The following is a 19,097-nucleotide window of genomic DNA, read 5'->3' as shown; positions in this document are numbered from 1 at the left end:
GAAGCCGCCTGTCGTCCACGGAGTTCGGGCGGGTGTGTCAGACCCCTATGGAAAGAGTGATCCGTTGAGCCGCTCGGTTCTCGTCACCGGAGGCAACCGGGGCATCGGCCTCGCCATCGCCCGCGCATTCGCCGACGCCGGCGACAAGGTCGCCATCACGTACCGCTCGGGTGAGCCGCCGGCCGGCTTCCTGGCCGTCAAGTGCGACATCACCGACTCCGAGCAGGTGGAGCAGGCCTACAAGGAGATCGAGGCCGAGCACGGCCCGGTCGAGGTTCTGATCGCCAACGCCGGCATCACCAAGGACCAGCTCCTGATGCGTATGTCCGAGGAGGACTTCACCTCGGTCATCGACACCAACCTCACCGGCACCTTCCGTGTGGTCAAGCGCGCCAACCGCGGCATGCTGCGCGCCAAGAAGGGCCGCGTCGTCCTGATCTCCTCGGTCGTCGGCCTCTACGGCGGCCCCGGCCAGTCCAACTACGCGGCCTCCAAGGCAGCCCTGGTCGGCTTCGCGCGGTCCCTCGCCCGTGAGCTGGGCTCGCGCAACCTCACCTTCAACGTCGTCGCGCCCGGCTTCGTCGACACCGACATGACCAAGGCCCTCACCGACGAGCAGCGTGAGGCCATCGTCAAGCAGGTGCCGCTCGGCCGTTACGCGCAGCCGGAGGAGATCGCCGCGACGGTGCGGTTCCTCGCCTCGGACGACGCCTCGTACATCACTGGAGCCGTCATCCCCGTTGACGGCGGACTGGGAATGGGTCACTGATCACCATGAGCGGAATTCTCGAGGGCAAGCGCGTCCTGATCTCCGGTGTGCTGATGGAATCCTCCATCGCCTTCCATGCCGCGAAGCTGGCCCAGGAGCAGGGTGCCGAGATCATCCTGACCGCGTTCCCGCGGCCCACGCTGACCGAGCGCATCGCCAGGAAGCTCCCCAAGCCCACCAAGGTCATCGAGCTCGACGTGACCAACGACGAGCACCTCGGGCGGCTGGCCGACCTCGTCGGTGAGGAGCTCGGCGGCCTCGACGGTGTCGTGCACTCCATCGGCTTCGCGCCGCAGGACGCGCTCGGCGGCAACTTCCTGAACACGCCCTTCGAGTCCGTGGCCACCGCCATGCACGTCTCGGCGTACTCCCTGAAGTCGCTCACCATGGCCTGCCTGCCGCTGATGCAGAACGGCGGCTCGGTCGTCGGCCTCACCTTCGACGCGCAGTACGCCTGGCCGCAGTACGACTGGATGGGCCCGGCCAAGGCCGCCCTGGAGGCCACCAGCCGCTACGTCGCCCGCGACCTGGGCAAGCAGAACATCCGCTGCAACCTCATCTCCGCGGGCCCGCTCGCCTCGATGGCCGCCAAGTCCATCCCCGGCTTCAGCGATCTGGCCGCCGTGTGGGACAACCGCTCCCCGCTGGAGTGGGACCTCAAGGACCCGGAGCCGGCCGGCAAGGGCATCGTCGCCCTGCTGAGCGACTGGTTCCCGAAGACCACGGGCGAGATCATCCACGTCGACGGCGGGCTGCACGCGATCGGCGCGTGACGCCGGCGCCGATGCCCGGACGAGCCTGAGGGCCCGCACCTTTCGAAGGTGCGGGCCCTCGGCGCTCACGCCGCCGGCCGGTGCGGGACCGGAGCGACACGGTCCCCGCGCGGAGTCACCCGTTCGGCCCACCGGCCGCGCGCGGACGCCGCACAACTGGGCACTCTGGATTACGCGTTCACCCGCGCTCCCCTCCCCAGCCCGGCCGAGGAGGTCCCCTTGTGCGTCTGTCCCGCAGCCTGGCCTCAGCGATCGCAGCCGTCTGCCTCGTGATGTCCCTGCCGTACGACGCGGTCCCGTACGACGCGACCTCTCACGACGCGCTGCCGCACACACGTGTGGAGGCGCGCGGGGCCGTCGCGCCGGAGCCGTTCGGCGCCTCCTGCCGCAGCAAGGTCACCGGCTCGCGTGTGACCGCGTACTGCCACAACCCGTATCCGCGCACCGACGGCGTCACCCTGCACATCGAATGCGAGCGCTGGTGGGACCTCGACAGCGACGCCGCCCAGGTCGAGGCCGGCCCCGCGCAGACCGTACGGCTGGCCGGCCGGTGCTGGAAGGAGATCCGCTCGGTGTGGGTCAGCCACCGGAAGATGGCGCGCTGAACCGGCCCGGACGGCACACGAGCGGATAGCCGGCCGCCTCCTCCGCCGCGGACGCCGGGTCGCCCGCGCGGATCGCGTCGACGAGCCGGGTGTGGTCCATGTAGGTCTCCGGCGTCAGCTCCTCGCCGATGTCCTCACGCAGCCAGTCCCGCAGCACCTCGCCGAGGTCCGCGTACATCTCGGTCATCACGTCGTTGTGCGAGGCGGCCACCACGGCCAGATGGAAGGTGGCGTCGGCCGTCACGAAGGCCTCCGTGTCGCCCGACTCCCAGGCCTCCTCGCGCCGCACCAGGAGCGCGTCGAGCTGCTTGAGGTCCTTCTCGGTGCGCCGCTCGGCGGCCAGTCGCGCCGCCGACGACTCCAGCGTGGAACGCAGTTCGGCGACGTGCCGCGGTTCCGCGTCGGCGAACCTGCGGTGCATCACGCCCGCCAGCTCGCTGGTCGCCACGACATACGTCCCCGAGCCCTGGCGGATGTCCAGCAGGCCGTTGTGCGCGAGCGCGCGGACCGCCTCACGGACGGTGTTGCGCGCGACCCCCAGTTCCCCGACCAGTTCGGGCTCCGTCGGGATCCGGGAGCCGACCGGCCACTCGCCCGAGGTGATCTGGTTGCGCAGCGCGGCGATGACCTGCTCGGACAGTGCCGAGCGGCGGGGATGGCTCAGGGGCATGGCACACCTTCGCACGGGCGGGACGGAAGAAGACGCCCCGGGGATGGACAACCAATCATCCTATGATTCTATGATGGACGTCATGGCACGTGACGAAACCCGGACGGTGAAGTCCACGACCGCACACCCTTCCGCGACCGCTCGCAACTCCGCGCCAGGTCGCAGCTCCGCGACCGCGCCGGAGGAGGGGGCCGCGGTGCCCGCCACGCGCGTGTGGGCGGTGCGCCTGGTCGTCGTCGGCATCGTGCTGTCCGCGCTCAACCTGCGCCCCGCCATCACCAGCTTCGGCGCCCTCCTCGAAGAGGTGCGCGACGGCCTCGGCATGAGCGGCAGCCTCGCGGGCCTCCTCACCTCGGTGCCCCCGCTGTGCTTCGCCGTCTTCGGCGTCACGGCCCCCCGCCTGGCCCGCCGCTTCGGTGCCGGCGCGGTGGTGTGCGCGGGGATGGTCGCCATCACGGCGGGCCTGCTCATACGGCCCTACACCGGCTCCACGGTGGGCTTCCTGGCCGCCAGTGCCCTCGCGCTCATGGGGATCGCCGTCAGCAACGTCCTGATGCCGGTCATCGTCAAGCGGTGGTTCCCGGACCGGGTCGGCTCCATGACCGGCCTGTACTCGATGGCCCTCGCCCTCGGCACCGCGGCGGCGGCCGCCGTGACGGTGCCGGTGACCGAGGCACTGGGCGGGAACTGGCAGGCCGGGCTCGCCGTGTGGGCGGCTCTGGCGGCGGCGGCCGTACTGCCGTGGATTCCGCTCGTACGGGAACGGGAGGCGCCGCCGTCCGGACAGGGGCCCTCGGGCAGCGAGCAGGCACAAGGCGTGTCCCGGCACGTACACACACGCGTGGACGGCGCGGGACCGGTCCGGCACGTCCACGCGCGTGTGGAGCAGTCCACCCTGCGGATCACCCGGAGCCGTACCGCCTGGGCGCTCGCCGTCTTCTTCGGGCTCCAGGCCACCGCCGCCTACATCACCATGGGCTGGATGGCGCAGATCTTCCGGGACGCGGGCGTGCCCGCGGGTACCGCGGGACTGCTGCTGGCCGTCACGATGGTGATGGGGGTCCCGCTGGCCTTCGTCATCCCGCGCGTGGCCACCAGGCTGCCGCGCCAGGGCCCGATCGTGATCGTGCTCGGCGTCTGCGGTCTCGCCGGATACGCGGGTCTGTATCTCGCCCCGGCCGCCGGCGCCTGGGCCTGGGCCGTGCTGCTCGGCATCTCCAACTGTGCCTTCCCCCTGGCCCTCACCATGGTCGGGATGCGGGCCCGAACCGGCGCGGGCGTCGCCCAGCTGTCCGCCTTCGCGCAGAGCACCGGCTATCTGATCTCCATCCCCGGGCCGCTCCTGGTCGGCGTGCTCTACCAGCACAGCGGGGGCTGGGGACTGCCGATCGGGCTCATGATCGGCCTGATGGTCCCGCAGATGGCGGTCGGGGTGCTCGCGGGCCGCGACCGCACGGTGGAGGACGAGGCGGCCCGCTGAGGTCACCCCGGAAGCCTGGGCAGGAGTCCGGGGTGCGAGACTGGCCGTATGCCAGTGCTCGACCCGAACCCCCAGAACGGCCAGAAGAAGATGTTGCTGGTCTTCGGCTCGTTCCTCGCCATTTTCGTGGTCATCGCCATCATCGCGACGATCGCCTCGCCCTGATCCGATCACCCGCTCCCCGGCCCGGCGGTGGGGTTAGCCCCCCTGTCCCCTAGGGGGTGAGTGTCAGGGTCAACTGGGTGGATCACCGGATGGGTTGAGAGCCTCCGGTTCCGTACCTTCGAGTTGTGACCGCGTTCCGTGGGTCACCGCCCACCGGCCACTCGAAGACAGCGGAGGCACCCATGTCGGCCCCTACGCACACCCCGCCCCTCTCGGCGTCCCGGGGCGGCGTCGACATCCGGCTGCCCTGGTGGGCCCTGGCCCTCCCGACGCTCGCCTTCGTCGTGCTCCTGGCGCTCATCCTCAACCCCTCCGATGCGCACGCGGCCTCCGGCAGCCCCGCCGTCACCCAGTTCCTGGAGCGCGTACAGCAGCTGATAGCGCGCTGAGCACGGACAAAGCCGCCCGTCAACTCCCTGCGCCCCATGGCCTGTTTCGTGCGAAGCTGGTTCCCATGAGCGTCGCAGAACCCCGCAGGATCGTCCTTTTCCGGCATGCGAAAGCCGACTGGCCCGAGATGACCGACCATGAGCGGCCGCTTGCCGACCGGGGCCGAAAAGATGCAGCGGAAGCCGGACGGCGAATGGTCGACTCGGGCATCCCCTTCGACCTGGCCCTCTGCTCCACCGCGACCCGGACCCGTGAGACCTGGAAGCTCGCCGTGCAGGAGTTTGCGCACCGGCCGAAAACCGTCTACGAGGAGCGGATCTACGAGGCCTCTCCCGGCGAGCTGATCGCCGTACTCAACGAGACCCCGGACGACGTGCACAACGCCGTCCTGGTCGGCCACAACCCGGGCGTGCAGGGCCTCGCGGACGTCCTGGCCGGCACCTCCGAGGGTGACTCCCGACGCCGGATGGACGGCCGCGGCTTCCCGGCCGCCGCCTTCGCCGTCCTGTCGTTCAGCGGCCCCTGGAAGGCCCTGGAGCCGGGCCTGGCCACCCTCGTCGACTTCTGGGAGCCCTCCGACTGACGGACCCGAGACCTAACTCGCGCGAGACGAGACGCGACAGGGCCCGGCACCGCGAGGGTGCCGGGCCCTGTCGATCCGTCGGTCAGTCCTCCTCGTGCGCGTCCGCCGCCTCGACCTCTTCGCGGGTGACACCCAGCAGATAGAGCACCGTGTCCAGGAAGGGCACGTTCACCGCGGTGTGCGCGGCCTCCCGCACCACCGGCTTGGCGTTGAAGGCGACCCCGAGTCCGGCCGCGTTCAGCATGTCCAGGTCGTTGGCACCGTCCCCGATCGCCACCGTCTGGGACAGCGGCACCCCCGCCTCGGCGGCGAACCGGCGCAGCAGCCGCGCCTTGCCCGCGCGGTCCACGATCTCCCCGGTGACCTTGCCGGTGAGCTTCCCGTCGATGATCTCCAGCGTGTTGGCCTGGGCGAAGTCCAGCCCGAGACGTTCCTTCAGATCATCGGTGACCTGGGTGAACCCGCCCGAGACGACGCCGACCTGGAAGCCGAGCCGTTTCAGCGTACGGATGAGGGTGCGGGCGCCCGGCGTCAGCCGGACCTCGCTGCGCACCTTGTCCACGACCGAGGCGTCCAGCCCCTCCAGGAGTGCCACGCGCGCGTGCAACGACTGCTCGAAGTCCAGCTCGCCGCGCATCGCGGCGGCCGTCACCTCGGCGACCTGGTCCTCGCAGCCGGCGTGCGCGGCGAAGAGCTCGATCACCTCGTCCTGGATGAGCGTGGAGTCCACGTCCATGACGACGAGCCGCTGGGCCCTGCGGTGCAGACCGGCGGCGACCACGGCCACGTCGACGCCGAGCTTGGCGGCGTCCGTCACGAGAGCGGTGCGCAGCGGCTCGGTCTCCACGCCGGACACCGCGAACTCGACCGCTGTGACCGGGTACTTGGCCAGCCGGAAGATACGGTCGATGTTGCCGCCGGCCTTGGCGATCTTGGCGGCGATCGCCGCGGTCGCCTCCGCGGTGAGGGGGTGGCCGAGCACGGTGACCAGTGAACGCCCCAGCCCGCGCGGCCGGTTGTCGCCGAGGCCGGAGATGATCTCCGTCTGCATCTTGATCGACTCCGCCCAGCTGTGGACGGTCGCCCGAAGGTCACCCTCCAGCGCGCGGGGCGGCGCGGTCACGAGCGCGCACAGCACCATTCGGCCACGGGTGACGACCTGCTCGATGTCGACCACGTCGACCGAGTAGGCGGCGAGGGTGTCGAACAGGCCTGCCGTGATGCCCGGCCTGTCCTTCCCGAAAATCTTGACGAGAAGGGTGGGGTCGTCGGGGGACGGGTTCTGTGAAGCGCTCATGGTGTTCCCACCGTATCCGGCACCCCGTGCCTCCTGCTCCTGCGGTCCGTCTGACGGACACGGAACAGTCGGTGTCGAAAAGGTGGCGTGCTCCTTGCCTGCGGGACACGGCTCGGCTGCGGCGGGTGCTCGGGCGACGGTTCAGTCACGCCGTCGATGCACGCCCACGGACGCCCACGGACGCCCTCTCGGCAGCCGCCGCGCTCGGTGGCGCCTTCGGCATCGGCCGAGCCAGGCCCGTCTCAGCGCCGTCCCTTCGGTTTCCCCGGCGGGGGCGGGGGCGGCGGCGGTGGGGGCGGGGGAGGAGGAGGCGGTGGCTGTCGGCCCTCGTCCCCGGAGGACGGTCGCCGGCCACCGGGCCGCCGCCTGGGGGGCCGTTGCGGTGAACGAGCGGGCTGGTCGATCGGCCGGGCCATGGTCGGGGCGCCGTAGACGTTGTCGGGCGGTGCCGCGTCGCCGGTTCGGCGCGGCTCGTCCGGTGGCCGGGAGTTCTTCTCAGGAGACCGCCCCGCCTCCTGCGGTCGGCCGCCGCCCCCTTCCGAACCCTCACGTCCGGGCCCTCCCCGACGATCCTCACGACGCGGCCATTGCCCGTCGCCCTCCCGGCCCGGTTCGCTCCGACGGTCCTCGGACTCCGGCCCCCGCCCGCCACCAGGCGGGGCATCCTCGGGCTCGCGCAACTCGCCGGGAATCCGCAGGTACGGGTTCGTCACCGGATTCGGAGGCCGATAGGGCGTAACGGGCACGTAGGGCCCCGTCTCACCGCCGTGGACCCCTGCCTCACCGCTGTGCGGCTCCGGCCCACCGCTGTAGGGCCCTGCCTCGCCGCCGTACGGCCCCACGGCACCTCTGTTCGACTCGGGACCACTGTCATACGGTCCCGGCGCGCCCCCGCCGTACGGTCCCGCCGCACCGTGGTTCGGCACCGGCCCGCCGCTGTACGGCCCGCCCTCGCCGCCGTACGCTTCGGCCCCGCCCCCCTCGTACGACCTCGCTCCACCCCCCTCGTACGACCCGGAACCGCCGCCCTCATACCCCCCGGCTCCCCCCGCCCCGCCGGCGTAAGCCCCACCCTCACCGGCGTACCGCGGCCCCCCGGCAAGCCCAGCCCCCGGGCCGCCCGCCGTCCCCGCACTCGGACCCGCTTCCACCACCGCAAAGTCACGCAGTGCCAGTCCTGCGGCCTGTGACCCAGCCGCCCCGGTCGCGCGGGCCAGCAACGCCCCCGCGGCCCCCGCTCCCGCGCCCCACAGCGCCCCGAGCAGCACCGCCATGCCGAGCTGACCCCGCAACGCGATACCGGCGCCGAAGGCGTCGAATCCCAGGACCGACAGCGAGGCGTCCACCGACACCTGCGTCAACCAGGCGAGCAACGGCAACGCCAACGCGGTAACGACCCCCAACCGCACCGCACACCGCCCGGCGAAACCAAGAGCCCCCGGCTCCCGACCGCCCCCGGCACCCGAGTCCCACCCCTGCGCGGCCCCGCCACGGGTCCCCGTACCCGCCCCGCCCAAGACCCCCACCGGCGTTCGCACGGCGGTGAGCACGCCCGCCAGCAGCATCATCAGCGCCGCCCCCACGCCCAGCAGCCACACCCGCCCGTCCAGGTCCGCCAGCCGCGCCAGCGTCGCCGACTGGTCGGAGTCGGAGTTGAGCAGCTGGTCCAGCGGGTCCGGAAGGAAATTGGTCAGGACGCCCGTCGCCCGGCCGTCGAAGGGGACGAACAGGCCGATGGGGATGCCCAGCCACACCCCGTTCGGCGCTCCGAGCAGCGCCGCTCCCGCGATCCGCTTGGGGTGGTCGTCGCCGATGGCCGCGTACACCGCCGCCGAGAGCCCCGCGGCCACCGCGACCAGCAGGACCATCACGAGGGCCGACACGGCCGGCCGTACGACCCGGTGCACGGCCTCCCAGCCGCGCGGCAGCGGTGTACGGCGGGACGCCAGCAGCGCGATCAGCAGGATCCCGGCCGACCAGCCGAGCCCGCCGAGCAGGGTCGCCGCGGTGTCCACGGTGAAGCCGACCGCGGCCTTCGCGTCGATGAGGTTGCCGATCTGGTCGGGCAGCAGCCCGCCGATGTCCCCGACGTCACCCAGCCCGGGGATGTCGAGGCCGCCCCCGCCCGCGCCGGGCAGCTTGTCGAGGCCCAGGGAGGCCCCGTCGATCGTGATGACGTCGTGGCCCGCCCAGGCCAGCCCGCCCAGCATCGCCACGAACAGCGCGATCACCGAGCCCGCGCGCGCGAGGAGTTCCGACGGTGCGATCACCGCTCCGGCGGCCCGCAGGGACCGTAGGAAGAACCAGGACAGAAGCACCGCGCCGACCAGGCTGACACCCAATGGCGTGATCTCGATGGCGGTGGCCGCCTCCGCTCCCGTCAACCCGAACGCGGACACATCACCGGAAGGCGTCACGGAACCGCCTGCCGCAAGGGCTACGACAGCCGCGGTCATCGGCCCCAGGGAGGCGGTGGAATCGGCCTCCAGCAGATGCAGACCGAGTGCGGCCGTTCCCGCCATCCCGATCAACGCCCAGCTCACAGAGGCGATCGCGGACAGCAGGATGTCGCCCCACGGCAGCCTCACGCCGCCGTGCTGCGCGCTCTCGTCGCTCATGGACGCACTCATGGCAGACCCCCCGATCCGCGGCGCGGCTGAGACCGCGCTTGTCCCCCTCGCGTGGATTACCCACTCTCCGGGTCGGTTTCAACCCCGTCAACGGAACCGGCCGAAGCGTGCGAACGTGGTCTTCTCGGGGCTCGGGTTTCGGTCAGGAGGCGGATCCTGAAATGGTTCCCGACGATGTTCGACATCCCTACACTCCCTGTGTCGGGGGCAATTCGGGGGGACTACTCAGTGGGGCTTGGAGTGCCGGAACTCGTACTGGAAGCGAACGGACGCACCTGGACGCTCGATCCGTCCAGGCCATACAGCCTCGGGCGCGATCCGCAGGGGGACATCGTGTTCGACGACGCCAGGGTGTCCTGGCGTCACGCCACGATCAGCTGGAGCGGGCGCGGCTGGGCCATCGAGGACCACGGCAGCACCAACGGCACGTTCGTGCACGGGCAGCGGATCCACCAGACGGAGGTCGGGCCCGGCTCCGCCGTACATCTGGGCAACGCGAGTGACGGCCCGCTGCTGGACTTCACCGGCGCCGCGGCCCCGGCCGCGCAGCCCCAACCCCGGCAACAGCCGTACGCCGCGCAGGGGGTTCAGGGCGCGAGCCCCGGCTGGGCCCAGCAGACACCGCAGCAGGCGGCCCCGCAGTCGGCCTCGCAGCAGTCTCCCCAGCAGGCCCCCCACCAGTCCCCGCAGTCCGGCTGGCCACAGTCGCAGCGGCCGTCGCAGCCGCACTCGCAGTCGCCGCAGCAAAGTCACCCACCGCAGCAAGGGCACCAGCCGCCGCAGAAGTTCCCGCAAAAGCAGGGCCCCGACGCGGGCGTCGGCGCCGGCGCCCCGCCGGTCTACGGCGACCGCAGCCCGACCACGTTCCACCAGTTCACCATCGGCCGCATCATGCGCATCGGCCGTGCCCTGGAGAACGACCTGGTCGTCTCCGACCTCCAGGTCTCCCGCAACCATGCCGAGTTCCACTCGACCCCCGACGGTCGCATGGAGATCCGCGACCTCGGCTCGCACAACGGCACGTATGTCAACGGCCAGCCGATCACCAAGGGCGGTTCCGCGCTGCTCGGCCCGACCGACATCGTCGGCGTCGGCCACTCCACGTTCCGGATTGTCGGCGACCGTCTGGAGGAGTTCGTCGACACCGGTGAGGTCTCCTTCTCCGCCCGTCACCTCACCGTCACCGTCGACGGCGGCAAGCAGATCCTCAAGGACGTCTCCTTCGGCGTCCCGGAGAAGTCCCTGATCGCGGTCATCGGACCGTCCGGTTCCGGCAAGTCGACCCTGCTCAAGGCGCTCACCGGCTACCGGCCCGCCAACCAGGGCGACGTCCTGTACGACAACCGCGACCTCTACAAGCAGTTCGCCGAGCTGCGCCAGCGCATCGGTCTGGTCCCGCAGGACGACATCCTGCACAAGGAGCTGACCGTCAAGAAGGCCCTCAAGTACGCGGCCAAGCTCCGCTTCCCCGCCGACACCACGAGCGAGGAGCGCGACCACCGCATAGGCGAGGTGCTCCGCGAACTGAAGCTGGACGTCCACAAGGAGAAGAAGGTCACCGCCCTCTCCGGCGGCCAGCGCAAGCGCGTCTCGGTGGCCCTGGAGCTGCTCACCAAGCCGTCCCTGATCTTCCTGGACGAGCCGACCTCAGGCCTCGACCCGGGCATGGACCGCGATGTCATGCAGCTGCTGCGTGGCCTCGCCGACGACGGCCGAACGGTCCTCGTCGTCACCCACTCGGTGGCCGAGCTGGCGCTGTGCGACAAGCTCCTGGTGATGGCCCCGGGCGGCTCCGTCGCCTACTTCGGCCCGCCGGAGGAGGCACTGAACTTCTTCGGCTACGACACCTGGGCCGACGTCTTCTCCGCCTTCGAGAACTACCGCGACTACGACTGGGCCGGACGCTGGAAGGGCTCGCAGCACTACCAGATGTACGCCGCGGACATCGACGCCGTTGCGCCGCAATCCGTACAGACGCCTCCGATGCACGGTATGAAGCCGCCGAAGCCACAGGGCTGGATGGGCCAGTTCGGGACGCTCGTGCGCCGCTATGTCTCGGTGATCGCGTCCGACAAGGGCTTCCTGGCCCTGACGGTGATCCTGCCCCTCGTCCTCGGCGCGGTGAGCCTGCTCATCGACTTCGGCGACCCCCTGCTGCCCAAGCCGATCGACCCCAGGACCAACCTCCCCGAGCCGAACAGCACGGCCACCACCGTCCTGCTCATCCTCGCGGTCGGCGCCTGCTTCGCCGGCGCCGCCAACTCCGTCCGTGAACTGATCAAGGAACGGGTCATCTACGAGCGGGAGCGGGCCACCGGCCTGTCCCGTTCGGCGTACCTGATGTCCAAGGTGTTCGTGCTCGGCGTGATCACCGTGCTGCAGGGGCTGCTGGTCGGCGTCATCGGCTTCGTCAGCCGCGGACTCCCGAAGGAGGGCCTGGTCCTCGGCAACGCCACGCTCGCGGAGCTGTGCCTCCCGATCATGGGCCTCGGGTTCACCTCGATGATGTTCGGCCTGATCATCTCCTCGCTGGTGAAGACGTCCGAGAAGACCATGCCGCTGCTCGTCATGTTCGCGATCGTCCAGGTCGTCTTCACCGGCTGTCTGTTCACCCTGAACGGCAAGATCGGCGTCAACGAACTCTCGTACCTCATGCCGTCGCGCTGGGCGGTCGCCGCGGCGGGCGCCACCCTGGACTTCAACAAGGTCAACCCGCCCGTCAAACCGGGCGACTCGACCGACCCGCTGTGGGACCACACGATCAGCGCCTGGGGCCTCGACATGATCGCCCTCGTCGCCATCGGCGTGGTCTGCGGCTTCTTCGTGGCCCGCTTCCTGCGCCGCCACGAACCCGAGGTCATGCGGAAGTAGCAGGTCTCCCACGACGGCGAAGGGCGGCACCCCGGCTGGGGTGCCGCCCTTTCTGTCCGCCTTCTTCGCGTACGAGAGGTCCGCGCGGCCTCAGTACGCGCTGTTCACGTTGTCGATCGAGCCGTACCGGTGGAACGCGTAGTTCGCGGAGGCGGTGATGTTGGCGACCGGGTTGTACTGGCTCCAGGACGTGCCGGAGACGTGGTAGGCGTCGAAGGTCGGCTTGATGATCTGCAGCAGACCGATCGACGGCGTGCCGTTGATCGCGTTGATGTCCCAGCCGTTGATGGCGCTCGGGTTGCCCGAGGACTCCCGCATGATGTTGCGGTAGAGGCCGTTGTAGCTGCCCGGGATGCCCTTGGACTTCATGATGTCCAGGGACTGCTTGATCCAGCCGTCCAGGTTGTCGCCGTAGCTCCTGGGCGCCGCGGCCTTCAGCTTGGCACGCTGCGCGGACCGGCTCGCGGCCTCCTTGGCCTTGCGCGCCTTCGCGGCCTTCTTGGCGGCGGCTGCGGCGGCAGCCTTCTTCTTCGCGGCGGCCGCGGCCTTGGCCTTCGTCTCGGCCTTCGCCTTCGTCTCGGCGGCCTTGCCCTGGAAGGTCTTGGCGGCGAGCTGCTCGCTGACGTCCGCGTGGAGGCCCTTGAGCTGCTCGGAGGTGTAGGTCACCGGGACCGAGGAGGTGGCCGCCTCCGACGTGGTGGTCTCCGCGTTGCCCGGCACCGCGCTGAACGCGATGGCGGCGGCGCCGAGCGTGGCGACACCTGCGACGGCGATCTTGTGGCGCTTCGTCAGCGCACGACTATGACCACGGGTGAAAGTGTTCTTGGGCATGCGGATGGACCTCTTCGAATAGCGCGGAGGTCGCTCGCTGTCCGGCGGGGGACACGGGTGCTTCCGGCACAAACGCCGCGGTCGAAACCCGCGGCGTTGAGCGACGAGAGCCATTCTTAGCGGCCGCAAAATGCCAGGGCAAAGGTGTGACGTACGATCCCGGGTAGTGGACCGGGGGATGGCAAAACGGGACAGACTGGAACGTCTGCCCCGTTCACGACGGAAGCCTGTGTCTCCTATCTGTCTTCGTACGTGATCTGCGCCCTATGTGCGGGCTCACACCGAGCGGGAGGCGGTCTCACCGTTAGTTGCTGCAGCAATGCTCTGCGTGAGGACCCTCCTCCGGGAGGAGGAGATGCACGTCCCCGAACTCGTGCCAGAGGTAGTGCCCGCGCAGCGCCTCCTCGTAGCCACGGTCGACCGCCGCCCGCCCCGCGACCGCCTCCAGCATCAGCAGATGCGAGGCCTCCGGCTCGTGCAGTCCGGTCAGCAGCCCGTCCACCACCCGTACCCCGCGCTCCGGGGTCACCACGAGATCCGTCCACCCCGCACGCGCGCGTACGACCCCGTCGGCCCCGGTCCCGGCCGCGGACTCCACGGCCCGCACGGCGGTCGTCCCGACGGCGACGACCCTGCCGTCCGCGGCCTTCACCGCGTTGATCAGCCGCGCGGAGGCCCTGGGCACCGAGTACCGCTCCGGATACGGCGGCTCGTGGGCCTCCGCCGAGGCCACACCCGTGTGCAGGACGACCGGAGCGAACTGCACACCACGGCTCACCAGCTCCGCCACCAGCCGCGCGGTGAAGGGCCGGGCGGCACTGGGCATCTCGGCGCTGCCGGCGCCGTCGGGGGAGGGGAGGGCGAAGACCGTCTGGTAGACGGACAGCGGCTGGTCCCGTTCCGTATAGGAATAGCGAATGGGCCGCCCGTACCCACGGAGCAGGCGGTGGACCGCCGGACCGCCCCCGACGCCCGCCACCCCTCTCACCCGCGCCCACCACAGCCGTCCACTCGCCTCGCTCAGCCTCTCCTCCAGGACCACGCGGACACCCGCGGGCAGCCGCACCTGCGTTCCCGCGGGGCCGCCCTCCCGCGCGCGTGTGGTGCCCGTGCCGTCCGGCTCCCGCAGCTCGACGGCCCACCGCCCGTCGTCCCCGAGGACCGAGAAGTGCACCACCACGCGTGCGTGCCCGATCCACGCGTCCACGGCGGCGGCCCGCGTGGGCGAGGTGTTCACGACGAGCAGATCCCCGGCCCGCAGCAGGGACGGCAACTCCCCGAACCCGTGGTGCGACACCTCTGTCCCACGCGACACCAGCAGCCGTACGGCATCCCGGTCGAGCCCGGGGCCGCGCTGTTCGGCCGGTACGCGCGCCGACAGCTCCTCGGGCACCCGCACCGTGAGCGTCATCGCCGGCCCTCCAGCAACGCCGGCGCCCCGTACCGCCCGCTCACCGGCCGCTCGTCCAGCAGCCGCAGAAAGGCCGGCACCACACGGGCCGGCTCCAGCCGTGGATCCCGGTCCTCGGGTACGGCCGCCGCGTACAGGTCCGTCGCCATGTCCCCGGGGTCGACGGCCCACACCCGCAGCTGAGGCTCCTCCTCGCCGAGCACCGCCATGAGGTGGTCCAGGGCGGCCTTCGACGCCCCGTAGCCGCCCCACGTCTCGTACGCCTCGGCCGCCGCGTCCGAGCTGACGGCGATCACCGCCCCGGCCGCCGCGGCCCGCAACAGCGGCAGCGTCTCCTGGACCAGGCCCAGCGCGGCCACTACGTTCACCTCCAGCGCGCGGCGCAGCCCGTCCAGGGCCAGCCCCTCCAGGCGGGCCAGCGGCTCGGCGCCCAGCGCGCTCGCGTTGTTCACCAGCAGATCGACGCCGCCGAGCTTCCAGGCCGCGGCCACCAGCTCGGAGCGGTGCGCCGGGTCCGTGACGTCCCCGGGCAGGGCCGTCACCCGGGTCCCCTGCCCGCTCAGTACGGCTGCGGTCGCCCGCAGCACCTCCGTGTTCCTGGCGTCGAGCACCAGATCCCAGCCCCGCGTCGCCAGGGCCTCGGCGAGCGCCCGACCCAGCCCCTTCGAGGCCCCCGTGATGATCGCAACCGGCATGGCACGCCCTCTCGTCTCCCACCGCCGCCACCGGGCGGTGACCTCACCGTAGGAAGACCACCCCGAGCCCCGCCTCGGGCGCGGGTCCCGAAACAGCGGGTCCCTTCGTCCTACGCCGCCGGCCCACCGACCGCGGGCCGGGACCCGTCGGCGGATCAGGCCGGCTGCATCGAGCAGTGCGGCCCGGCCGAGCCGAACCTCGGCAACCGATCGACAACGCCGCAGGTGCGAGTGGCACGACCCGCGACGCCGGCATGCTCCACCGGGCAGGTCCTAGGTCTCGCGCCCGAGCCGACTGCCGTCACCGGTCCGATCCCCGCTGTCACACCCCGCCGGTACCGTGAGGTCATGAGTCAAGGCCCCCGGTCCGGCCTCGCCGCGGTGAGTTCCGCGTTGCTGGCCATGAGCAGGCACCTGGAGGTGCGCGACGTCCTCAAGACGATCGTGGCCTCCGCCCGCGAACTGCTCGACGCGCAGTACGCCGCCCTCGGCGTCCCGGACGACCACGGCGGCTTCGCCCAGTTCGTGGTCGACGGCGTCAGCGACGAGCAGTGGAAGGCCATCGGCCCCCTCCCGCGGCAGCACGGCATCCTCGCCGCGATGCTCCACGAGGCCACCCCCGAGCGCCTCGCCGATGTCCGCGAGGACCCCCGCTTCGGGGGCTGGCCGTCCGCCCACCCCGACCTGGTGGACTTCCTGGGTCTGCCGATCCGCGATGGCGACGAGGTCATCGGCGCCCTCTTCCTCGCGAACAAGAACTGCCCCAAGCCGGAAGGCGGTTGCGGCTTCACCGAGGACGACGAGGAACTCCTCGCCATCCTCGCCCAGCACGCCGCGATCGCCCTCACCAACGCCCGCCTCTACGAACGCAGCCGCGAGCTCACCATCGCCGAGGAGCGCTCCCGCCTGGCTCACGAACTGCACGACGCGGTCAGCCAGAAGCTCTTCTCCCTGCGCCTGACCGCCCAGGCCGCCACCGCCCTCGTCGACCGCGACCCGACCCGTGCCAAGGGCGAGCTCCAGCAGGTGGCCGCGCTCGCCGCCGAGGCGGCCGACGAACTGCGCGCCGCGGTGGTCGAGTTGCGCCCCGCAGCTCTGGACGAGGACGGTCTGGCCGCCACCCTCCGCACCCACATCCAGGTGCTGGACCGCGCCCACACCGCGCGCGTGACCTTCGCGGCACACAGCTTCCGCGCGCTGCCCGCCGCCCAGGAGGAGGCCATGCTCCGCGTTGCCCAGGAGGCCCTGCACAACGCGCTGCGGCACTCGGGGGCGGCACATGTCGATGTGACGGTGGACCGGTGCGGCGGCGGAGCCGTCCTGCGTGTCACGGACGACGGCAGCGGATTCGAACCGACGGCGATTCGCCGCGTGGGGCGCCACCTCGGTCTGGTCTCCATGCGGGACCGGACGAGCGGGGTCGGCGGCACGCTCACCGTGGAGTCGGCGCCCGGCAAGGGCACCACGATCGAGATGGAGGTACCCGGTGGCTGACGCGATCAGGGTCCTGCTCGTCGACGACCACCAGGTCGTCCGCCGCGGTCTGCGCACCTTCCTCGAGGTGCAGGACGACATAGAGGTCGTGGGGGAGGCGGCCGACGGTGCCGAAGGTGTCGCGCGCGCGGAGGAACTGAAGCCCGACATCGTCCTCATGGACGTCAAGATGCCGGGCATGGACGGCATCGACGCCCTGCGCAAGCTCCGCGAACTGAACAACCCCGCGCGCGTGCTGATCGTCACCAGCTTCACCGAACAGCGCACCGTGGTCCCGGCCCTGCGCGCGGGCGCCGCGGGATACGTATATAAGGACGTCGACCCCGACGCCCTGGCCGGTGCCATCCGCTCCGTGCATGCCGGCCACATCCTGCTCCAACCCGAGGTCGCGGGCGTCCTGTTGTCCCAGGAGGAGAACAACTCCGGCCAGGGCCGAGGCGGTTCGCTCACCGAACGGGAGCGCGAGGTGCTCATGCTGATCGCCGACGGCCGCTCCAACCGGGAGATCGCCCGCGCGCTGGTGCTCTCCGAGAAGACCGTCAAGACCCACGTCTCGAACATCCTGATGAAGCTCGACCTGGCGGACCGCACACAGGCGGCACTGTGGGCGGTTCGCCACGGTATGGCCGGTTGATCCAAGCAACGTCGGCAATACGGAGGGTTCCACTCCGGACTGAGATTCATACCGTCGTGGGAATGTCCCTCGAATGGCGCATCCTTCGCGGATCTCCGCCGTTCTCCAGTGCGTGCTGCGGCGACTGCCGCGGCAATCGCTAGGAGGGCTTAGAAGTGAAGAACCTGAAGAAGGCAGCGGCCGTGACGATGGTGGCCGGCGGGCTGATCGCCGCCGGTGCCGGTATGGCCTCCGCCACCGACGGGTCGCACGCCGACGGCAACGCCGTGGGCTCGCCCGGCGTCGTCTCCGGCAACCTCGTCCAGGCCCCGGTCCACGTCCCGGTGAACGCGGTCGGCAACAGCGTCAACGTCATCGGCGTGCTGAACCCCGCTTTCGGCAACCTCGGTATCAACCACTGACTCCCCTCGTCGAGCGAGCAGTGACTTCGGCCTCCTGGGTGCCCCGCGCACCCGGGAGGCCGGTCCGTTTGTCGTGCGAATGATCCGAACGGTCAGACCCGCTCGAATCTCCGTACCGTCCTGTTTCTCTTACGCGTTGACCAACACACGACCCGCGGCCGGGTCGGACCGCAAACGCAGGAGGAACGCTTCTCATGAACATCGCCAAGAAGGCCGCCGTGGCCCTCACCGTCGCCGGTATGGCCACGGGTGCCGCTGCCGGTGCCGCTTTCGCCGACGCGGGTGCCGACGGCGCGGCCATGAAGTCGCCGGGCGTCGGCTCGGGCAACCTCGTCCAGGTCCCGGTGCACGTCCCGGTGAACGTGGTCGGCAACACCGCCAACGTCATCGCTCTGCTGAACCCGGCCTTCGGCAACACGGGTGTGAACGACTGACGTCCGGTCCCAACTGCTGGGCCTCACAAGTCGACGGAGACTTGTGGGGCCCTTGCTGTTGCCTCAGCAGAAACAGTCGGCCGCATGTCGACGGCGGCCCGCTGGGGGCTGGTTGCGCAGCCCTCCGTGCCCCAGGGCAGCTCCAGTAACCGCGAGCAGTCCGTGCACGCGGATCACCGCGCCCCCCGCTCCCGTTCCTCCACGTATGCGTTGTAGGCAGCCACCTGCGCCCGCCTCGCCGTCCGCTCCACCGGTCGCAGCGCTTCCCCCCGAGCCCGCATCTCGGCGGAACTCACCGCACCCCCATGTCCGTTCTCATGAGCGAGCGACACCAGCAGCCCCACCCGCTGAGCGAGCTCCAACACCCGCACCGCCCGCGGCGGGTACCCCGGCGCCAGAACCTCCCGCCCCCGCTCGGCCCGAGCCCGGTACGCATAGAGAGCCGCCTCGGCCACCGGTCCGGACCCGGCCACATCCAGCCGCGACAGCACCTCCGTCGCCTCCCGCAGGGCCTCCGCGAGCTCCCGCTCGGCTTCGCCCAGCGACGGCACATCGGCCGGCGGCGCCTCCCGCACCGGCAGCACATGCCACACCACCTCGACATGCACATCCCCCGAGGGCCCGGCCTCGTACACCTCCGGCACCAGGCCCAGCGCGACGCCGTAACAGATCACCGCCTCCTCCGCCTCCAACGCGCGCGCGTTGAAGTCCGGCGGCCCGCTCAGCCCCAGCGGATGCCCCGGAGCCGGCAGCGCGACCCGCAGGCCGGTGACCCCGAGCGACCGCAGTCGCCCGAGCGCCAGCGTCAGACCGACGGCCGCCGTCTCACCCGGCAGCCCTTCGACCCGGTGTACGGCATCGTCACCGACGATCGCCAGCACAGCGTCGTCCGGTGAGACAAGTCCGGCCAAAAGACCGTTTCCCCAAGCGGCAAGGCGTCCAGAGCGCGGTTCCGAGAGCATGC

Annotated in this window: 18 protein-coding genes and 1 pseudogene; 12 read left to right on the top strand and 7 right to left on the bottom strand. The window is 71.1% G+C overall.

What is annotated here, in order from left to right; genetic code table 11:
- Positions 1–64: 64 nt before the first annotated feature.
- The 3 genes from fabG (at position 65) to OHT57_RS11550 (ending at position 2,147) form a co-directional block, all read left to right on the top strand.
- On the top strand, positions 65–769 hold the full coding sequence (fabG, locus tag OHT57_RS11560; RefSeq protein WP_328746060.1) for a 3-oxoacyl-[acyl-carrier-protein] reductase: 705 nt from the start codon (positions 65–67) through the stop codon (positions 767–769).
- Between the two features lie 5 nt (positions 770–774).
- On the top strand, positions 775–1,542 hold the full coding sequence (gene fabI / locus OHT57_RS11555) for an enoyl-ACP reductase FabI (protein ID WP_328746059.1): 768 nt from the start codon (positions 775–777) through the stop codon (positions 1,540–1,542).
- A 221-nt stretch (positions 1,543–1,763) separates the two neighbouring features.
- Positions 1,764–2,147, top strand: coding sequence for a hypothetical protein (locus OHT57_RS11550; protein ID WP_328746058.1), 384 nt, complete (start codon positions 1,764–1,766; stop codon positions 2,145–2,147).
- Here the strand turns inward: OHT57_RS11550 and OHT57_RS11545 are convergent.
- On the bottom strand, positions 2,122–2,817 hold the full coding sequence (locus OHT57_RS11545; protein ID WP_328746057.1) for a FadR/GntR family transcriptional regulator: 696 nt from the start codon (positions 2,815–2,817) through the stop codon (positions 2,122–2,124). The genes OHT57_RS11550 and OHT57_RS11545 overlap by 26 nt on opposite strands.
- Before the next feature lie 82 nt (positions 2,818–2,899).
- Here OHT57_RS11545 and OHT57_RS11540 point away from each other — a divergent pair, with 82 nt between their 5' ends.
- From OHT57_RS11540 to OHT57_RS11525, 4 genes are all read left to right on the top strand, one after another.
- Positions 2,900–4,297: a CynX/NimT family MFS transporter gene (locus tag OHT57_RS11540; protein WP_443053439.1), complete on the top strand. Its 1,398-nt coding sequence runs from the start codon at positions 2,900–2,902 to the stop codon at positions 4,295–4,297.
- Between the two features lie 48 nt (positions 4,298–4,345).
- Positions 4,346–4,462 carry an SGM_5486 family transporter-associated protein gene (locus tag OHT57_RS11535; RefSeq protein WP_123759839.1) on the top strand — a complete coding sequence of 39 codons (117 nt, stop codon included), beginning with the start codon at positions 4,346–4,348 and terminating at the stop codon, positions 4,460–4,462.
- A gap of 182 nt (positions 4,463–4,644) precedes the next feature.
- Entirely contained in the window at positions 4,645–4,851 is a 207-nt protein-coding gene (locus OHT57_RS11530) for a hypothetical protein (RefSeq protein ID WP_328746055.1), read from the top strand.
- A 65-nt stretch (positions 4,852–4,916) separates the two neighbouring features.
- Positions 4,917–5,435, top strand: a complete 519-nt coding sequence (locus OHT57_RS11525; RefSeq protein ID WP_328746053.1) for a SixA phosphatase family protein — start codon at positions 4,917–4,919, stop codon at positions 5,433–5,435.
- Between the two features lie 82 nt (positions 5,436–5,517).
- Here the strand turns inward: OHT57_RS11525 and serB are convergent, their stop codons facing one another.
- Complete coding sequence (gene serB / locus OHT57_RS11520) at positions 5,518–6,732, bottom strand: phosphoserine phosphatase SerB (RefSeq protein WP_328746052.1); 1,215 nt, start codon at positions 6,730–6,732, stop codon at positions 5,518–5,520.
- A 701-nt stretch (positions 6,733–7,433) separates the two neighbouring features.
- Positions 7,434–9,362: pseudogene (locus OHT57_RS11515) on the bottom strand (streptophobe family protein); the annotation flags it as partial.
- Between the two features lie 240 nt (positions 9,363–9,602).
- Here OHT57_RS11515 and OHT57_RS11510 point away from each other — a divergent pair.
- Positions 9,603–12,233 carry an ABC transporter ATP-binding protein/permease gene (locus tag OHT57_RS11510; RefSeq protein ID WP_328746050.1) on the top strand — a complete coding sequence of 877 codons (2,631 nt, stop codon included), beginning with the start codon at positions 9,603–9,605 and terminating at the stop codon, positions 12,231–12,233.
- Between the two features lie 90 nt (positions 12,234–12,323).
- Here OHT57_RS11510 and OHT57_RS11505 read toward each other — a convergent pair whose 3' ends face one another.
- The 3 genes from OHT57_RS11505 to OHT57_RS11495 all read right to left on the bottom strand — a co-directional run bounded on the left by OHT57_RS11505 (position 12,324) and on the right by OHT57_RS11495 (position 15,170).
- Positions 12,324–13,064 carry a transglycosylase SLT domain-containing protein gene (locus OHT57_RS11505; RefSeq protein ID WP_328746049.1) on the bottom strand — a complete coding sequence of 247 codons (741 nt, stop codon included), beginning with the start codon at positions 13,062–13,064 and terminating at the stop codon, positions 12,324–12,326.
- Between the two features lie 304 nt (positions 13,065–13,368).
- Positions 13,369–14,475, bottom strand: a complete 1,107-nt coding sequence (locus OHT57_RS11500; RefSeq protein WP_328746048.1) for an S-adenosylmethionine:tRNA ribosyltransferase-isomerase — start codon at positions 14,473–14,475, stop codon at positions 13,369–13,371.
- Complete coding sequence (locus OHT57_RS11495) at positions 14,472–15,170, bottom strand: SDR family NAD(P)-dependent oxidoreductase (protein WP_328746047.1); 699 nt, start codon at positions 15,168–15,170, stop codon at positions 14,472–14,474. The genes OHT57_RS11500 and OHT57_RS11495 overlap by 4 nt, the downstream gene beginning before the upstream one ends.
- A gap of 348 nt (positions 15,171–15,518) precedes the next feature.
- Between OHT57_RS11495 and OHT57_RS11490 the strand changes: the two genes are divergently transcribed.
- The 4 genes from OHT57_RS11490 (at position 15,519) to OHT57_RS11475 (ending at position 18,133) form a co-directional block, all read left to right on the top strand.
- Positions 15,519–16,664, top strand: coding sequence for a GAF domain-containing sensor histidine kinase (locus tag OHT57_RS11490; protein WP_328746046.1), 1,146 nt, complete (start codon positions 15,519–15,521; stop codon positions 16,662–16,664).
- A complete protein-coding gene (locus OHT57_RS11485; protein ID WP_328746045.1) occupies positions 16,657–17,298 on the top strand; it encodes a response regulator transcription factor in 642 nt (213 codons plus the stop codon). The genes OHT57_RS11490 and OHT57_RS11485 overlap by 8 nt, the downstream gene beginning before the upstream one ends.
- A gap of 155 nt (positions 17,299–17,453) precedes the next feature.
- Positions 17,454–17,699, top strand: coding sequence for a chaplin ChpE (chpE, locus tag OHT57_RS11480; RefSeq protein WP_328746044.1), 246 nt, complete (start codon positions 17,454–17,456; stop codon positions 17,697–17,699).
- Between the two features lie 194 nt (positions 17,700–17,893).
- The gene (locus tag OHT57_RS11475) at positions 17,894–18,133 is read left to right on the top strand and encodes a chaplin family protein (protein ID WP_328746043.1); all 240 of its coding nucleotides are present in this window, start codon (positions 17,894–17,896) and stop codon (positions 18,131–18,133) included.
- 173 nt (positions 18,134–18,306) lie between these two features.
- Here OHT57_RS11475 and OHT57_RS11470 read toward each other — a convergent pair whose 3' ends face one another.
- Positions 18,307–19,095 carry a hypothetical protein gene (locus tag OHT57_RS11470; protein ID WP_328746042.1) on the bottom strand — a complete coding sequence of 263 codons (789 nt, stop codon included), beginning with the start codon at positions 19,093–19,095 and terminating at the stop codon, positions 18,307–18,309.
- Positions 19,096–19,097 lie beyond the last annotated feature (2 nt).

This window comes from Streptomyces sp. NBC_00285, assembly GCF_036174265.1.
GTDB lineage: Bacteria > Actinomycetota > Actinomycetes > Streptomycetales > Streptomycetaceae > Streptomyces.
Note: the sequence above shows the minus strand (reverse complement) of the source record. Positions and strands in the feature narration are given on the sequence as shown.

What these genes read in the sequence shown, in the direction of transcription:
- OHT57_RS11475 (WP_328746043.1), top strand. Translation starts at nt 17,894, where the DNA reads ATGAACATCGCCAAGAAGGCCGCCGTGGCCCTCACCGTCGCCGGTATG.
- fabI (WP_328746059.1), top strand. Translation starts at nt 775, where the DNA reads ATGAGCGGAATTCTCGAGGGCAAGCGCGTCCTGATCTCCGGTGTGCTG.
- OHT57_RS11545 (WP_328746057.1), bottom strand. Translation starts at nt 2,817, where the DNA reads ATGCCCCTGAGCCATCCCCGCCGCTCGGCACTGTCCGAGCAGGTCATC.
- serB (WP_328746052.1), bottom strand. Translation starts at nt 6,732, where the DNA reads ATGAGCGCTTCACAGAACCCGTCCCCCGACGACCCCACCCTTCTCGTC.
- OHT57_RS11505 (WP_328746049.1), bottom strand. Translation starts at nt 13,064, where the DNA reads ATGCCCAAGAACACTTTCACCCGTGGTCATAGTCGTGCGCTGACGAAG.
- OHT57_RS11540 (WP_443053439.1), top strand. Translation starts at nt 2,900, where the DNA reads ATGGCACGTGACGAAACCCGGACGGTGAAGTCCACGACCGCACACCCT.
- OHT57_RS11490 (WP_328746046.1), top strand. Translation starts at nt 15,519, where the DNA reads ATGAGTCAAGGCCCCCGGTCCGGCCTCGCCGCGGTGAGTTCCGCGTTG.
- OHT57_RS11525 (WP_328746053.1), top strand. Translation starts at nt 4,917, where the DNA reads ATGAGCGTCGCAGAACCCCGCAGGATCGTCCTTTTCCGGCATGCGAAA.
- OHT57_RS11495 (WP_328746047.1), bottom strand. Translation starts at nt 15,170, where the DNA reads ATGCCGGTTGCGATCATCACGGGGGCCTCGAAGGGGCTGGGTCGGGCG.
- OHT57_RS11530 (WP_328746055.1), top strand. Translation starts at nt 4,645, where the DNA reads ATGTCGGCCCCTACGCACACCCCGCCCCTCTCGGCGTCCCGGGGCGGC.
- OHT57_RS11500 (WP_328746048.1), bottom strand. Translation starts at nt 14,475, where the DNA reads ATGACGCTCACGGTGCGGGTGCCCGAGGAGCTGTCGGCGCGCGTACCG.
- OHT57_RS11470 (WP_328746042.1), bottom strand. Translation starts at nt 19,095, where the DNA reads ATGCTCTCGGAACCGCGCTCTGGACGCCTTGCCGCTTGGGGAAACGGT.
- OHT57_RS11535 (WP_123759839.1), top strand. Translation starts at nt 4,346, where the DNA reads ATGCCAGTGCTCGACCCGAACCCCCAGAACGGCCAGAAGAAGATGTTG.